The organism is Kribbella sp. NPDC050470, assembly GCF_044458365.1.
Taxonomy (GTDB): Bacteria; Actinomycetota; Actinomycetes; order Propionibacteriales; family Kribbellaceae; genus Kribbella.
Genome location: NZ_JBITHV010000012.1, coordinates 85165 through 100180, shown reverse-complemented (window position 1 = coordinate 100180; position 15016 = coordinate 85165). Strand labels below are relative to the sequence as shown.

Genomic DNA, 15016 nt, shown 5'->3' with positions numbered 1-15016 from the left:
ACCGTTATACCTTCCTCGGAACAACGCCGCAGGGAGCCCGCCCATGATTCCGCGCCGTCATTTCCGCCATGTCCTGATTCGTGCCGCTCTGGCCTGCGCCCTGATGCTGGGCCTCCTCGCCACCGGCGGCCGCACCGCCTCCGCCGGCCCGGACCCGCAGCGGCCGGAGCCGTTCCCGTCCGAGACCGGACCGATCCGCAAGGACGACAGCCGGATCGGCATCGCCGCCGAGGATCCGGTCCGCGACCTCGGCGCCCCGATCAGCTCGCTCACCGTGATGGAGGGCGCCGTCGGCCGGACGCCGGACGGCCGCGACGTCGTGTACGCCGTACCCGCCGGTGAGAACGCCCAGCTCAACGTCGTCGACCTGCACAGCCGCCAGCTGATCCACGCGCTGCCACTGGCAGGGGCAGCGGGTGCGTGGGCGATCGTGGTCGCGCCCGACGGCCGCCTGTACGTCGGCACCTACCCCAACGCCCACCTGTATCGCTACGACCCGGGCACCGGCACCGTCACCGACCTGGGCCAGCCGATCCCCGGTGAGTCGGTCATCTACGGCCTCACCGCGGACCAGAACGGCAACGTGTACGCAGGCACCTACCCGACGGCCCATGCCTTCAAGTACGACCCGTCGACCAGCCAGGTGACTGACTACGGCTCACTCGACCCGGTGCAGCAGTACGCACGGTCGACCGTCTACGACCCGGACCACAACAAGCTGTTCGTCGGCATCTCCACCCCGAACGCCAGGCTGCTCCGGATCGACGTGGAGACCCGGCAGGTCGAGGACATCACTCCGCCCGGTACGACGGCCAAGGACTTCATCGACCTCGACTACGCGAACGGACGGGTCTTCGCCAACGCCAGCAGCCGGCTGGTCGTGGTCGACGCGGTGACCGGCGAGCAGGTCAAATTCACCGACGCCGCCACAGGCAGTCTGGTGATGGACTACCCGATCGCCGCCCGCGGTGTGTCCGCAGCGGGACCTGGTGGCGTGTACTTCACCAACAACACGCTCGCCCTCACCCACTACGACCTGGACACGAACACCGTCGGTCCGGTGTCACCGCCCCGCACGGTGACCCGTGGTGCATCGATCGGCTACGGCTGGGTTACCGAGAACGGCAGCCAGGTGCTGTACGGCTTGGCGGGCAACTACTCCGGCGGAACCTTCCGGTACAACCCACAGGACGGCACGCTCGCGCAGTGGAGCTCACCGTTCCAGTACGTCCCGGTAGCCCTCATGCACGCGCTCGCGGACCCGGCGACCGGGAAGGTCTTCGTCAACGCGTACCTCAACGGTTCGACGTCGGTCTACGACCCAGCCACCGGCAAGTCCACGGTCACGACGCGCCAGGGCCAGGTCGAAGACTGGGCCTGGGACGGCAACGGCAAGATGTACGTCGGCATCTACCCCTACGGCAGGTTGTCGCTGTGGGATCCGAACGCACCCGCCACGCCGACGAACCCGAAGGAACTCTTCAGCCTCGTCGACAGCCACCACCAGAACCGGCCCGTTGCAGTAGTCCCTGCGGGCGACAAGGTCTACGTCGGCACCACTCCGGCGTACGGCGAGTACGGCGGAGCCCTCACGGTGTACGACGTTCCGACCGGAGCGTTCACCGTCTACCGCAACCTGGTGGCCGACCAGACCATCTCCTCACTGCTACCAGTCGGCACCGCAGTGTGGGCCGGCTCCGGCATCGAGGGCGGCCAGGGCACTGAGCCGATCGCCACCGAGGCCCACCTGGTCAAGGTCGACCCGTCCACCGGCGCCGTACTCACAGACGTCGTACCCGTGCCTAATGCGGCCAGCATCAACGAGCTGACCATCGGTCCGGACGGCAACCTGTGGGGCCTGGCGGACGGCATCGTGTTCGTCGCCGACCCGACGACCGGCGCCGTACTGCGACAGATCCCGGTCTTCAGCGGCCGCGCCGGAGCGAACGACGGAGCCCTGCAGTGGCGTGACGGCTACCTGTACGGCGTCACGGCCGGGCGACTGTTCGTCGTGGACAGCCTCGGTGGCGTGTCGATCATGCTGCGCGACCACGGTCTCAACCGGCTCACCCAGACCCCGGACGGCACGTACTACACGCTGCTGCGACCGGACGGCTGGACCAACCCGACCAACCTGGCCTCCTACACCCCACCGACCGATCCGTGTCCGCAGTCCGACCTCCGGGCGACCGTGTGGACCGGGAACATCAACAGCCACGTGACGAACCGGCACGTGGAGTACGGCTGCACGCTGACCGACGTACTGCCCGATGCGAAGGCCGACTGGCCCAGCCACGCCGCCTACGTCATCGCGGTGGACAAGAAGGCCAGAGAGCTGGAGAAGGCAGGCACGATCGAACGTTGGGAGGGTGCCCTGATCCGGCTCGCCGCCGCCCGCTCCGACGTCGGCCGCTGATCACCAGCTGCCGGTGAGCTCCTCGCCGTACCAGCCTTCGATCAGGCGGCGGGAGATGGAGATGTTGCCGGGGAGGGCCATCGTGCCGGCTTCGACCAGCGCACGAAGGTCCTCCCGGGTGAACCAGCGGGCCTCGGCGATCTCGTCGGCGTCCACCTCGATGTCAGTACTCACCGCCTTGGCGTAGAAGCCGAGCATCAGGCTGGACGGCAGCGGCCACGGCTGACTGCCGGCGTACTCGATCTCCTCCCCCACCAGCACACCGGTCTCCTCGAGCACCTCCCGCCGTACGGCGGCCTCGAGCGACTCACCCGGTTCGACGAAGCCGGCCAGGGTCGAGTAGCGGCCCTCCGGCCAGGCCTCGTTGCGGCCGAGCAGTGCGCGGTCCTGGTCGTCGGTGACGAGGACGATGATCGCCGGGTCGCTGCGCGGGAAGTGCGACAGACCGCACGCCGGGCACTGCCGCACATGGCCTGCCTCGGCCACCTCAGTGTGCTCGCCGCAGTTCGCACAGTGCGTGTGCACGCCGTGCCAGTTGGACAGCCCGACCACGTGGACCGCCATACCGGCCTCGCGATCGTTCAGTACGGCGCCGATCTCACGCAGCCCGCCGTACGACTCGTCGGCCTCTGTGTCGACCAGTACGGCGAACACAGCGCGACCCTCTGCGGTCTGCCCTGCACCAGACTCCCGGTCGATGCCCAGGAAGACCCGCACACCCTCCGGCGCCTCGGACGGGTGCACCAGGTTCAGCGCGCTGCGGTCGGCGGTCACCTGGAGCTTGTCACCGGCGACGAGCGCCACCTGCGTGTCCGGAGCGACCCAGGCCTTCTCCAGCCAGTCGTGGTCGCGCCTGCGATCGGCGGCGCGGTCCAGCACGGACCGGGACAGGGCTAGCGAACCACGTGCGATGGAGTAGGCCACATACCTCAACATATCCCGGCACCGTGAGAGCATCCCGGCATGAGTATTCACATCGCCGCCAAGAAGGGGCAGATCGCACCGCGGGTGCTGTTCCCGGGGGACCCACTGCGAGCCAAGTGGATCGCGGAGACCTACCTGTCGGACGTGATCTGCTACACCGAGATCCGGAACATGTTCGGGTTCACTGGCACCTACAAGGGTCAGCCGATCTCCGTCCAGGGCTCCGGCATGGGCCAGGCGTCCGCCTCGATCTACGCGCACGAGCTCTTCGCGGAGTACGACGTGCAGACGCTGATCAGGGTCGGCACCTGCGGCGCGCTGACCGAGGCGGTCCGGGTCCGCGACGTGATCGTGGCGATGTCCGCGAGCACCGACTCGCAGATGAACCGGCTGCGCTTCCACGGCATCGACTACGCGCCGACGGCCGACTACCAGCTGCTGCGGGCCGCAGTGGACGCCGCCGAGGCGGGCGGGCTGAACGTGCACGTCGGCCAGGTGTTCTCCGGCGACCTGTTCTACAACGACCGTCCCGAGCTGGTCTCGCAGACGGCGGCGTACGGCGTGCTGGGCATCGAGATGGAGGCTGCCGCGCTGTACACGCTGGCGGCGAAGTTCGGCCGCCGGGCGCTCGGCATCATGACGGTGTCGGACCACCTGATCACCAAGGAGGAGACGACCGCCGAGGAGCGGCAGACGACGTTCTCCGAGATGATCACCATCGCCCTCGACGCGGCGATCGAGGTGCCGGTCTGAACCGGCGTCTGGGCACAGTCACCGCCCTGGCCACCCTGCTGCTCCTGACTGCCTGCTCAGGTAACGACGAGCCGGCGGCAACCGAGTCGTCTTCCAGTCCGACGCCGACCGTGCTGCCGGATCTCACCGCCACGCAGGTTGTGAGCGCGCTGAAGACGGACGGTTACGACTGCACGACGGACGTCGCTTACGCGGTCTGCCGGAAGGGGATCACCTCGATCGGGGTGCTCACCGGAACGCACCCGCGACCGCCCGTGCTGTCGGTGCAGGCGTCCGGTCAGGTGGACGTCGCCTGGGGCGAGATCTCCAACTCGCTGCCGCGAATCCTGGAGCTCGCGCACGTCAACCAGCCGGAGATCGCCGGCTGGTTCGACCAGCAGAAGGGCAAGCCGATCGCCCAGCAGGCGTTCGGTGACTGGCTCGTCGACATCTCGGCCGAGGTCGACACCGAGGAACCCGGCGTACACCTGACCCTCACCGACAAACTCTGCAAGACGAACTGTCAGGCCGAGTAGGCTCCGGCCGCAGCCTGGGGCCCCGTCAAGTCGCGATCAGTTTGGGAAGGACCTGGCTGACTCGGTCGGTGAGCTGGGTCGGGACCTCGTCGGGGTCGGCGGCGTAGCCGACGACGGCCTGCTCGAACAGGCCGTCGATCAAGGCGTACGCCGTGGGGGCGTCGACCGTCGGCGTGCCGTCGACCAGGTCGGCGTACCGGGTCAGGATGCGCCAGATCATCTGCTCGAGCAGTTGGTCGATCGCGGTGACGTCGTCGCGCAGTTGTTCCTCGAACATGCTCTGCGCCCGTAGGTCGTACCAGAGCCGGTGCATCGGGGTCTCCTCGACCAGCGTCTGCGTCATCTTGGCGAGGAAGCCGGTCGCGAGCTCGTCGGCCGAGGCCGCGGTCTCGACGACCTCGTCGTACCGCTGCGCGCACTTGGTCTTGTAGTACCGCACGCAGTAGCTGATCAGGTCGATCTTGTCGCGGAAGTAGTAGTGCACGACGCCGTGGGTGAACTCGGAGTTGTTCGCGATCTCCCGCAGGCTGGTCCGCGCGTACCCGAGCTCGCCGAGCGTCTTCAGCGCCGACTCGGCCAGCGCGACCCGGCGGCGCTCGATCTTGTCGATCCCGGACACCCGGGCGGGCCGATCCGGCTCAGCGGCCTCCGCTGACGTCAAGACCAACCACCTCCCAGTGCGTCGAGCGTCAATCTACCCGCCGCGGACCCAGGCGCGACCCGCGGTGGGAGATTTCTTGACAAGTGTCAAACAAAGTCTTGACGACTGTCAAAGGATTCTCCAGAGTGAAAAGCAAGCGCGATGCTTCGAGCAAAGGAGCTTCAGATGGGCGGACTCGACCTCTCCGGCCGCAAGGCCCTCGTCACCGGCGGAGCCCAGGGGCTCGGCGAAGGGATGGCGAAGGCGCTCGCGGCGGCCGGCGCCAAAGTGGTGGTCAGCGACATCCAGAAGGACACCGGCGAGGCGGTCGCCGACGCGCTGGACAGCGAGTACGGCGCCGGCAACGGCTTCGTCGCCCACGACGTCACCGACGAGGGCAGCTGGGAGAACGCGGTCGTCGCCGCGAACGACATCCTCGGCGGCCTGGACATCCTGGTGAACAACGCCGGGATCGAGATCACCAGCCTGCTCACCGAGGTCACCGCCGACGAGATCCGCCGGATGCTCGACGTCAACATCCTCGGCACCACGCTCGGCATCAAGTGGGGACTGCGCACGATGCGGCCGGACGGGCTGGCCGGCCAGGGCGGTGCGATCGTCAACGTCGCGTCGGTCGCCGCGACCATCGCGTTCCCCGGCATCGCGGTCTACTCCGCGACCAAGTCCGCGGTCGACCGGCTCACCCGGGTCGCCGCGATGGAGTCCGGCAAGCTCGGGTACGGCGTCCGCGTCAACTGCATCTACCCCGGCCTGGTGCCGACCGCAATGGGCGCCGGACTGGCCAACGACGTGGCCCGGCTCGGACTGTTCGAGTCCCCAGAGGCAGCGGTCACCGCAGTCGTCGGGCTGACCCCGGCCGGCCGGCTCGGTGAGGTCACCGACATGGCCGACGCGGTCGTCTTCCTCGCCTCGGACGAGGCCCGGTTCATCACCGGCGCCGGCCTGCCGGTCGACGGCGGAATGGGGATGTGAGGCCCCATGACCACCAAGCCTGTCGTCGTGTACGGCGCTTCCGGCTACACCGGCCGCCTGGTCTGTGAGTTCCTCCGCCAGTACCACGTCCCGTTCGTGGCCGCCGGTCGCAGTGAGGAGAAGCTGAAGGAGTCGATGGACTCCCACGTGGCGGGAATCGAGACCGCCGACTACGAGGTCGCCGTCGTCGACCACGACGTGGCTGCGCTGACGGACCTGTTCAAGGGCGCGTCCGTCGTACTCAACACTGTCGGGCCGTTCAGTGAGCTCGGTCCCGCGGCTGTGGAGGCGGCGCTCGCTGCAGGAGCGCACTACACCGACACGACCGGTGAGCAGGACTGGCTGATGACCTGCGACGAGAAGTACGGCGCGGACTTCGCCGCAGCCGGACTGCTCCTCGCGCCCGGCATCGCGCAGATGTACACGACCAGCGAGATCGCTGCACAGCTGTGTCTGGAGCAGCCGGGCCTGGACACGCTGGACATCGCAGTGTTCTGGGGCGGCAGCCCGACCATCGCGTCGACGCGCACCATCCTGGTCAATGCGGCCACCTCCAAGGCCCACTACCTCGAGCACAACGAGTACACCGAGTTCCCAGAGCAGGGATTGGTGCCACTGGTGGTTCCCGGTCACCATGAACTGGCACTGTCCCTGCCCTGGGGCGGCATGTCGCACCCGGTCTGGTTCAAGCGCGACCCGCGCGTGGCCAACTGCAAGGCACAGGGCGGTGTCTTCAACGCCGCCCTGATGAACGGCGTGCCGCAGATCGTCGCCGCTGCACTGGAAGCGACCAAGGACATGGCTCCCGACGAGCGCAACGCGGCGCTCACCGAGACCGCCCGCCAGGTGATGAACCAGATGCCGCCCCGGGAGAACCCACGCGTCAACAAGACCCTGGACTCCGTGCACGCCTCCGGACCGCTCGGCCGGGCGCACTGTGTCATCCACGGCAACAGCAACTACCAGCAGACCGGTTTGCTGCAGGCCTACGCGGCGTACTCGCTGCTGCAGACTCCGCCGAAGCGGGTCGGGTTCGCCAGTGGCTGCCAGGCGTTCGGTCATCGCGAGCTGCTCGGCGTACTGCGCAGCTTCGGGCTGGTCTCCGAGCCACAGCTGACCGTGCTGCACTGAAGGGGTTGCAGTGAGACTGGTCGACTACCTCGACAAGGGCGCCTCGCTCGGTCCGGACGCACCGTGCCTGACCACCGACGGCGAGACGCTCACGTACGGCGAGGTGCAGCAGCTGTCGTACCGCATCGCGGCCGGTCTCGCGGCGACCGGCGTACGACCGGGTGGCAAGGTCGCGATCCTGTCGGCGAACGACCCGATCGCCTTCAGCTGCGTGTTCGGGATCAGCCGGGCCGGTGCGGTCTGGTGCCCGATCAACCCGCGCAACGAGGCGGCCGAGAACCGCGAGCTGCTCGACCAGTTCGACTGTGAAGTGCTGATCTACCAGGCGGCCTTCGCGCCCCTGGTGGATCGGATCCGGGAGGCCTTGCCGAAGGTGCACACCTTCGTCTGCCTGGATGCCGATCCCGACTCCGGCCGAGACCCCCACGTCCGTGGCCGGAGTGTCGGCTGGGACGCGTTCTGCGGGGGCGTGTCCCAGCCGGCCGTCGATCTCACCGGGCCCGACGATCTGGCGTTGATCGTCGGTACCGGTGGGACCACGGGGCGCCCGAAGGGCGTCATGCTGAGCAACCGCAACCTGGAGACGATGACGGCGCTGACCCTGATCGGCTACCCGTTCGGCGACCGGCCCGTCTACCTCGCGCTCGCGCCGCTGACCCACGCGGCCGGCGTGCTGTGCTTTCCCGTCCTGTCCTGCGGCGGCGAGATCGTCATCATGCGCACCCCGGACGTGCACGCGTTCCTGGAGCTGATCCCACGGCACCGCGTCACCCACACGTTCCTGCCGCCGACGCTGATCTACATGGTGCTAGCTGCCGAGGAGCTCGACAGCACCGACCTCACGTCCCTGCGGTGTTTCTGGTACGGCGCCGCGCCGATGTCGGTCGCCCGGCTCGAAGAAGCGCTGTCCCGGATCGGCCCGGTGATGGCCCAGCTGTTCGGCCAGACCGAGGCCCCCATGATGATCTCGACGATGGCGCCGGCCGACCACTTCGATGCCGACGGCAACATCGCCCGGTCGCGGCTGTCGTCGGCGGGCCGTCCGTCCCCACTCGTCACGACCGCGATCATGGCGCCGGACGGATCCCTCCTGCCGCCCGGCGACCGCGGTGAGATCGTCGTCCGCGGTTCGCTGGTGATGCAGGGGTACTACCGCAACCCCGAGGCCACCGCGGAGGCGTCGCGGCACGGCTGGCACCACACCGGCGACATCGGCTACCTGGACGCGGACAACTACCTCTACATCGTCGACCGCGCCAAGGACATGATCATCACTGGCGGCTTCAACGTGTACTCCACCGAGGTCGAGCAGGCGGTGCTGGCGCACGCCGCCGTCCAGGACTGCGCGGTGATCGGCCGCCCGGACGACAAGTGGGGCGAGCGGGTGGTCGCGGTCGTCCAGCCGCTGGCCGGCGGCGACGTCGATCCACGCGAGCTGATCGCGTTCGTGAAGGCCCGGATCGGTAGCGTGAAAGCGCCCAAGGAGGTCCTGGTCTGGCCGGACCTGCCCCGGTCCAAGGTCGGCAAGGTGCTCAAGTCCGAGATCAAGGAGCGCCTGACTTAGTTGCCGGCCGCGACCGCCCCGGTGCTCACGACAACCGCAGTGGTCACCGCAGCTTGCATCTCCGAGACAGCCTTCTTCACAGCGTCGGCGGCCCAGTCCGACTCGGCGATCTCCTTCGCCCGATGCTTGAGCGCCTTCTTGTCGACCGCGTCGGTGACGATCTTCGGTACGACGTTCAACGCGCTCAGCAAGGCGACCAGCGCCCCGGTGCGCTCGTCCGGCGTCGTACCCACTTTCAGCACGCTCTCGAGCGCCGTACGCATCTCTGCCTCGTGCCGCGCGTCCTTGGCCGGCCAGCGGGTCACCGGGAACAGGCCGAGCACCTTGTCCTGGTCCGCCTCCAGCACGCCGCGCTCCGCGAGCCTGGCGAGCACCTGCTCGCGCAGCTTCTTCGAGAGCCGGCCGATCTGGTCCTTGGGTCGCTTGCCGGGCTTGCCGGCCACGTAGGCCAGCCGCTCGTCCAGGATGCCGTCACCGGTCGGGGTGGCGTCCAGCACCTTGAGGCGGCCGCGCTTGACCTCCTCGCCCTCACCAGCGACGTCCAGCTTCCCGAGCATGGTCAGCTCGATCAGCACGGCCCCCGCCAGCGCGTAGTCCAGCCCTGGCGACCCGGTGATCGGCTTACCGCTCTCGTCGTCGTACAGCAGCAGCAAGAGATCTTCGGCAATCAACATGTGTCCAACGTAGGCAAACGGGTGTTGGGCGCACATCCGCCTCGCGGACTACCTGTGATCTCCGCCTCCCGTCGAGCCTGGAGGTGGACGCCGGAACTTGACGCGTTGACTATCTAGTAAGGTAAGCCTTAGCTAACAGGTTCGCCCACCTCGAAAGCAGACCGCCATGACCAGAGCACTGCCCGAGCCGATGTACCGGCGCTTCTTCGCCGGCATCGGCACCCTCAGCCTCCGGCCGTTCGACCTGACCGAGGATGTGCCGACCTTGCACGGCTGGGTCACGCAGCCCTACGCGCAGTACTGGGGCCTGCTGGACGCCTCGGTCGACGACGTGCGCGCGGAGTACCGCCGGATCGAGAGCACCGGACACCACCGCGCCTTCCTCGGCGAGCACGACGGCCGCCCGGCGTTCCTGATGGAGCGCTACGAACCGTCGTACGACGCCGTCGCCAAGACGTACGACGTCGCGCCCGGCGACGTCGGGATGCACGTCCTCGTTGCGCCGCCGCAGGCCCGGATCCCGGGCTTCACCGGCGCGATCTTCGAGACCATCCTGGACAGCCTGTTCAGCGACCCGCTGATCGACCGCGTCGTGGTCGAGCCGGACGTCCGCAACACCAAGATCCAGGCGCTGAACGAGCGGATGGGGTTCCGCAAGCACAGCATCGTGGACCTGCCCGACAAGCAGGCCTGGCTGAGTTTCTGCACCCGCGACCAGTACGCCGAGGCGACCAGGATGAACGAGGCCGGCTGACCGATGACCACCGAACATCTCACCCCCGAGGCCTGGGCCGTCGCGAACCGCGCGCTGGTCCGCAAGGCGCTGGCCGAGTTCAGTCACGAGCGGATCCTCGAGCCGGTTGCCGTCGGCAACCTGTACGAGGTGGCGAGCGCGCGCAGCCGGTACACCTTCGCGGCCACCCGCTACCCGCTGAACCACTGGGAGGTGGACGCCGAGTCCATCCAGCGGGACGGCGACCGCCCGGTCGACGCGCTCGACTTCGTCACCGAGTTCCACGAGCAGCTCGGCATCGGCGCCGCGATGCTGCCGGTGTACCTCGAGGAGATCAGCAGCACGCTCGCGAGTACGGCGTACAAGCTGTCCAAGCCTGCACAGACCGCCGGGGACCTGGTCGACGCGGACTTCCAGGTGATCGAGTCCGCGATGACCGAGGGGCACCCGTGCTTCGTCGCGAACAACGGGCGGCTCGGCTTCGGCGTCACCGACTTCCGGGCCTTCGCGCCGGAGACCGGGCAGCCGGTCCGGCTGACCTGGATCGCCGCCCGCAAGGACCGCGCGACGATCTCGCACAGCACCACGATCACGTACGACGACCTGCTGCGGACCGAGCTGGGACCCGACGTGCTGGAGCGCTTCGCCGCGGAGATCGTTGCCGCGGGCGCCGACCCGGCGGACTACGTGTACCTGCCGGTGCACCCGTGGCAGTGGGAGAACAAGACGTCGATCACGTTCGCGGCCGACATCGCGCAGCGGCACATCATCCACCTCGGGTCCAGCGACGACGACTACCAGCCACAGCAGTCGATCCGGACGTTCTTCAACCGGACGGAGCCGTCGCGGCACTACGTGAAGACGGCATTGTCGGTGCTGAACATGGGGTTCATGCGCGGGCTGTCGCCGACGTACATGGCCGCGACGCCGGCGATCAACGACTGGGTGTTCGGCCTGGTCGCGAACGACCTGGTGCTGAAGCGGTACGGCTTCTCGGTGCTGCGGGAGATCGCGGCCGCCGGGTACCACAACCGGTACTACGAGGCGGCCACCGAGAAGACGTCGCCGTACCGGAAGATGCTGTCGGCGCTGTGGCGGGAGAGCCCGGTGCCGACGCTCGAGCCGGGCGAGCGACTCGCGACGATGGCGAGCCTGCTGCACGTCGACCGGGACGGCACGTCGCTGGCCGCGGAGCTGATCCGGGCATCCGGCCTGGCGCCGGCCGACTGGCTGCGGTCGTACATCGACGCCTACCTGATCCCGTTGCTGCACTGCTTCTACGCCTACGAGCTGGTGTACATGCCGCACGGCGAGAACCTGATCCTCGCACTGCGGGACGCCGTGCCGATCCGGGTGATCATGAAGGACATCGCCGAGGAGATTGCGGTGATGAGCCCGGACACGCCGCTGCCGGCCGACGCCGAGCGGGTGCGGGCCGACGTACCGCACGACGAGAAGCTGCTGTGCGTCTTCACCGACATCTTCGACTGCATCTTCCGGTTCCTCTCGCCGATGCTGGACCGGGAGGGGCTGCTGACGCCGTCGGAGTTCTGGTCCGTGGTCGCGGCCGCGGTGCGGGACTACCAGGCGGCGACGCCCGAGCTGGCCGACGCGTTCGCGAAGTACGACGTCTTTGCGCCGTCGTTCGCGCTGTCGTGCCTGAACCGGCTGCAGCTGAAGAACAACCAGCAGATGGTGGACCTGACGGACATTGCCGGGTCACTCCAGTACGTCGGGACGCTCGACAACCCGCTGGTCACCGAAGCAGCTGACTGACCAGCGTGTCGGCCAGCCAGCGCTCGTAGTCCTCGACCGGCCAGTTCCGGTCGAGGACCAGGGTGCGGTAGATCTCCGCCGCCGTGCACGCGATGAAGAGGTCCAGCGCCTTGGGCTTGAGCTGGCCCTTGAACGACTTCAGGTAGATCTCGAGCTCCTGCTCGCGGGCCCACAGCATGCGCTCGAACTGCTCGGCGATCTCGGCGTCGACGCGGGCGGCTTCCTGGTAGATCCGGATCACGTCGACGCCGGTCTCGAACTGCCGGGTCTGCCAGTGCGCGGCGGCGCGCAACCTGGCGGCCGGGTCGGCGATGGCGAGCGACTCCTGGGCCAGCCGCCGGGTCTCCGCCTCGACGATCCAGATCCGGGAGATCTCCTTGAGGATCGCGGCCTTGTTGCCGAACGCCGAGTAGATGGTCTGCGCCGGGATCCGGGCCGCCTCGGAGATCGCCGCGATCGTCGTCGCGACATACCCCTGCTCCGCGAACAGCTCGCGGGCCGCCCGCGCGACCTGCTCCTTGGTCGCCTGTGCCTGGCGAGCGCGGTGGGATTCCTCCTTGACAGCCACGTCAAGAATCTATCACTCTGTTCATCATAGTCTTACTCTGATGAACAGATGGGGGATCTGATGAAGACACTGGAGCTGTACGCCGATCCGGCCTGCCCGTGGAGCTGGCTCGCGGTCCGCTGGCTCACCGCGGTCGCGCCGGAGCGGGAGCTGCAACTGACGTTCCGCTCGTTCAGCCTCTGGATGCGCGACGGCTCGGACCAGGCACCTGGCGTGCCCGAGTTCGTCCGCGCGGTGGCTGTTGCTGCGAGCAAGGAATCCGTGCGGGTGATGCGCGTCTTCGAAGCCCTGCGCGACGCCGGACGTGGGGATGCGATCGAGCGGCTCTACCTGGAGTGGGGCTCGCGGGTGTTCGTCCCCGGTCCGCCTCAGGCGCCGGCGCGTGTCGTACTCCTCGAGGCTCTTGCGGCCGCCGAGTTGGAGGCGTCCTGGGCAGACGCTGCCGACGATGTCCGGTGGGATGCCGCGATCGAGAGCTCGAACGCTGCGCTGGCTGCATTGACGTCAGGTACGCCGGTGGTGCCGACGCTGGTCGAAGGACGACAGGTGCTGTTCTCGGGCGCCGTACTGTCCGCTCCGGTGTCTGTGGCGGACGGGCTGGAGGTCTGGGACGCGCTGGAGATTCTCACGTCTGAGCCGTCGTTCGTCGGCCTGTCCGCTGCGGGTTTGCCGATGCCTAGCTTCGCTCAGTGATCGGCGCACCTTCGATCCAGGCAAAGGTTGTCCCGCGTTGGTCACGTACTGTCGCAAATCAGCTACGATCGCACTTGCCGCGTTCGACAGCACCGGAGTAGGGAGTAGCCATCGATGGCCGACAACGAAGTACCTGCCATGTACGAGCGACTCAAGCTGGACCGGCCGCACGGCGCGCGGGTCTACGACTACTTCCTCGGCGGCAAGGACAACTTCGAGATCGACCGGCAGGCGGCTGAGCACCTGCTGCAGGCGTTCCCCGGGTTCCGCACCGCCGCGCAGTCGAACCGGATGTGGATGCACCGCTCCGCCCGGTACGTCGCCGAGGAGGGTGTCACGCAGTTCCTCGACGTCGGCACCGGCATCCCGACCAGCCCGAACCTGCACGAGGTCGTGCAGGAGGTCGTGCCCGAGGCCCGGGTCGTCTACGTCGACAACGACCCGATCGTGCTCGCGCACTCACGGGCGCTGCTGACCAGCCGTCCCGAGGGCAAGACGACGTACCTCGAGGCGGACGTGACCGACCCGGCGTCGATCATCGGCTCGCAGGAGGTCAAGGACACCCTCGACCTCAGCAAGCCGGTCGCGCTGAGCCTGGTCGGCGTCTTCCACTACCTGCCCGACGCGCTGAAGCCGTACGACCTGGTGAAGCAGCTCCTCGAACCGCTCGCGTCGGGGTCGTACCTGATCTTCTCGCACTGCACGCCGGACTTCGCTCCGGACCTGTGGGAGCGGGCGATCCAGGTCTACAAGGCCGACGGCGGCGACGCCCAGGTCCGCAGCAAGGAAGAGGTCACCCGCTTCTTCGACGGCCTCGAGCTGATCGACCCCGGCGTTTCCGCCCCCTTCCGCTGGCACCCCGACGCCGAGACCAACCAGCTCGTCGAAAAGGGCGAGTTCACCGACGTTATGTGCAGCCTCTGGGTAGGCGTAGCCCGCAAACCCTGACCCACCCACCCCACCAAGAGCCGGCGACTCCATGCTGAGTCCCCGGCTCTTCGTCGTACCGCGACTGCGGTCTGTCGTGGGGCGGCTGTGGATAACTTCTGCGGTGGGTCGGGGGACTCGGTCAAGCTGGGGTGGTGCGCAGCGAACAGACGATTGAGGTGCCCAGGGACGGCCGCCGGTACGAGATCGTGGATGGCCGGCTGCTGGTCACAGGTGTCCAGCCACCCGCCCATCATTCAGCCGTCATCGCCCTGATGATCCGCCTCAAACAAGCCTGCCCACCGCACCTACTCGTCTCCGTAGGCTCCCTCGACTTCCGCCCCACCCGCACCATCTCCCTCCGCCCCGACCTCCTCGTCTGCCCGCGCGAGACCGCCGGCCCCCACCTCCTCCAATCCCCACCCCTCCTCGCCGTCGAAGTCCTCTCCCCCTCCACCCGGACCACCGACGTAGTCCTCAAACGCACCCTCTACGAAACCCACGCCGTCCCCACCTACTGGCTCCTCGACCCCACCCACCAAGAACTGACAGTCCTCCACCTGACCCCCACCGGCTACACCTGCCTGGCCGTCGTCCACGCCGAAGAACCCTTCGAGACGACAACCCCCTTCCCCATCACCTTCACCCCAGCCGAACTCACCCGCTGACCCAGGGCATCCCGGGGCAACCCGGGGCAGATCGCCGATTT

15 protein-coding genes are annotated in these 15016 nt (G+C 68.1%); 11 read left to right on the top strand and 4 right to left on the bottom strand.

What is annotated here, in order from left to right; all coding sequences use genetic code 11:
* Positions 1–43: 43 nt before the first annotated feature.
* Positions 44–2416, top strand: a complete 2373-nt coding sequence (locus tag ACIBGM_RS34065) for a hypothetical protein (RefSeq protein ID WP_396387861.1) — start codon at positions 44–46, stop codon at positions 2414–2416.
* Here ACIBGM_RS34065 and nudC read toward each other — a convergent pair whose 3' ends face one another.
* Positions 2417–3352: an NAD(+) diphosphatase gene (gene nudC, locus ACIBGM_RS34060; RefSeq protein ID WP_360523004.1), complete on the bottom strand. Its 936-nt coding sequence runs from the start codon at positions 3350–3352 to the stop codon at positions 2417–2419.
* Positions 3353–3379: 27 nt separating this feature from the next.
* Here nudC and deoD point away from each other — a divergent pair, with 27 nt between their 5' ends.
* Both deoD and ACIBGM_RS34050 read left to right on the top strand, forming a co-directional pair.
* On the top strand, positions 3380–4093 hold the full coding sequence (gene deoD, locus ACIBGM_RS34055) for a purine-nucleoside phosphorylase (RefSeq protein ID WP_360523006.1): 714 nt from the start codon (positions 3380–3382) through the stop codon (positions 4091–4093).
* 110 nt (positions 4094–4203) lie between these two features.
* Positions 4204–4608, top strand: a complete 405-nt coding sequence (locus tag ACIBGM_RS34050; RefSeq protein WP_396387860.1) for a hypothetical protein — start codon at positions 4204–4206, stop codon at positions 4606–4608.
* 25 nt (positions 4609–4633) lie between these two features.
* Here the strand turns inward: ACIBGM_RS34050 and ACIBGM_RS34045 are convergent, their stop codons facing one another.
* Positions 4634–5269 carry a TetR/AcrR family transcriptional regulator gene (locus ACIBGM_RS34045; RefSeq protein ID WP_360523012.1) on the bottom strand — a complete coding sequence of 212 codons (636 nt, stop codon included), beginning with the start codon at positions 5267–5269 and terminating at the stop codon, positions 4634–4636.
* Positions 5270–5434: 165 nt separating this feature from the next.
* Here ACIBGM_RS34045 and ACIBGM_RS34040 point away from each other — a divergent pair, with 165 nt between their 5' ends.
* From ACIBGM_RS34040 to ACIBGM_RS34030, 3 genes are read left to right on the top strand one after another with little or no spacing between them, the layout of a single operon-like run.
* The gene (locus ACIBGM_RS34040) at positions 5435–6241 is read left to right on the top strand and encodes an SDR family oxidoreductase (RefSeq protein WP_360523015.1); all 807 of its coding nucleotides are present in this window, start codon (positions 5435–5437) and stop codon (positions 6239–6241) included.
* Positions 6242–6247: 6 nt separating this feature from the next.
* Positions 6248–7372, top strand: coding sequence for a DUF5938 domain-containing protein (locus ACIBGM_RS34035; protein ID WP_360523018.1), 1125 nt, complete (start codon positions 6248–6250; stop codon positions 7370–7372).
* A 10-nt stretch (positions 7373–7382) separates the two neighbouring features.
* Positions 7383–8936 (top strand): long-chain fatty acid--CoA ligase, encoded by a 1554-nt coding sequence (locus tag ACIBGM_RS34030; protein WP_396387859.1) that lies wholly within the window; start codon positions 7383–7385, stop codon positions 8934–8936.
* On the opposite strand, the gene ACIBGM_RS34025 is transcribed toward ACIBGM_RS34030, so the two are convergent.
* Positions 8933–9610 carry a GPP34 family phosphoprotein gene (locus ACIBGM_RS34025; RefSeq protein WP_396387858.1) on the bottom strand — a complete coding sequence of 226 codons (678 nt, stop codon included), beginning with the start codon at positions 9608–9610 and terminating at the stop codon, positions 8933–8935. The two genes, ACIBGM_RS34030 and ACIBGM_RS34025, sit on opposite strands and share 4 nt — an antisense overlap.
* Before the next feature lie 166 nt (positions 9611–9776).
* Between ACIBGM_RS34025 and ACIBGM_RS34020 the strand changes: the two genes are divergently transcribed.
* Positions 9777–10364, top strand: a complete 588-nt coding sequence (locus ACIBGM_RS34020) for a GNAT family N-acetyltransferase (RefSeq protein WP_360523027.1) — start codon at positions 9777–9779, stop codon at positions 10362–10364.
* Between the two features lie 3 nt (positions 10365–10367).
* A complete protein-coding gene (locus ACIBGM_RS34015; RefSeq protein WP_396387857.1) occupies positions 10368–12119 on the top strand; it encodes an IucA/IucC family protein in 1752 nt (583 codons plus the stop codon).
* Here ACIBGM_RS34015 and ACIBGM_RS34010 read toward each other — a convergent pair.
* Positions 12100–12687, bottom strand: a complete 588-nt coding sequence (locus tag ACIBGM_RS34010; protein ID WP_396387856.1) for a TetR/AcrR family transcriptional regulator — start codon at positions 12685–12687, stop codon at positions 12100–12102. The genes ACIBGM_RS34015 and ACIBGM_RS34010 overlap by 20 nt on opposite strands.
* A 60-nt stretch (positions 12688–12747) precedes the next feature.
* On the opposite strand from ACIBGM_RS34010, the gene ACIBGM_RS34005 reads away from it, so the two are divergent.
* The 3 genes from ACIBGM_RS34005 to ACIBGM_RS33995 all read left to right on the top strand — a co-directional run bounded on the left by ACIBGM_RS34005 (position 12748) and on the right by ACIBGM_RS33995 (position 14975).
* Complete coding sequence (locus ACIBGM_RS34005; RefSeq protein ID WP_396387855.1) at positions 12748–13380, top strand: DsbA family protein; 633 nt, start codon at positions 12748–12750, stop codon at positions 13378–13380.
* A 114-nt stretch (positions 13381–13494) separates the two neighbouring features.
* The gene (locus ACIBGM_RS34000) at positions 13495–14328 is read left to right on the top strand and encodes an SAM-dependent methyltransferase (protein WP_396387854.1); all 834 of its coding nucleotides are present in this window, start codon (positions 13495–13497) and stop codon (positions 14326–14328) included.
* 134 nt (positions 14329–14462) lie between these two features.
* Positions 14463–14975, top strand: a complete 513-nt coding sequence (locus ACIBGM_RS33995) for a Uma2 family endonuclease (protein WP_396387853.1) — start codon at positions 14463–14465, stop codon at positions 14973–14975.
* Positions 14976–15016 lie beyond the last annotated feature (41 nt).

Bases quoted from the DNA above. Each gene is read 5' to 3' on its own strand.
- deoD (WP_360523006.1), top strand. From the start codon at position 3,380: ATGAGTATTCACATCGCCGCCAAGAAGGGGCAGATCGCACCGCGGGTG.
- ACIBGM_RS34015 (WP_396387857.1), top strand. From the start codon at position 10,368: ATGACCACCGAACATCTCACCCCCGAGGCCTGGGCCGTCGCGAACCGC.
- ACIBGM_RS34040 (WP_360523015.1), top strand. From the start codon at position 5,435: ATGGGCGGACTCGACCTCTCCGGCCGCAAGGCCCTCGTCACCGGCGGA.
- ACIBGM_RS34065 (WP_396387861.1), top strand. From the start codon at position 44: ATGATTCCGCGCCGTCATTTCCGCCATGTCCTGATTCGTGCCGCTCTG.
- ACIBGM_RS34000 (WP_396387854.1), top strand. From the start codon at position 13,495: ATGGCCGACAACGAAGTACCTGCCATGTACGAGCGACTCAAGCTGGAC.
- ACIBGM_RS34005 (WP_396387855.1), top strand. From the start codon at position 12,748: ATGAAGACACTGGAGCTGTACGCCGATCCGGCCTGCCCGTGGAGCTGG.
- nudC (WP_360523004.1), bottom strand. From the start codon at position 3,352: ATGTTGAGGTATGTGGCCTACTCCATCGCACGTGGTTCGCTAGCCCTG.
- ACIBGM_RS34025 (WP_396387858.1), bottom strand. From the start codon at position 9,610: ATGTTGATTGCCGAAGATCTCTTGCTGCTGCTGTACGACGACGAGAGC.
- ACIBGM_RS34020 (WP_360523027.1), top strand. From the start codon at position 9,777: ATGACCAGAGCACTGCCCGAGCCGATGTACCGGCGCTTCTTCGCCGGC.
- ACIBGM_RS34035 (WP_360523018.1), top strand. From the start codon at position 6,248: ATGACCACCAAGCCTGTCGTCGTGTACGGCGCTTCCGGCTACACCGGC.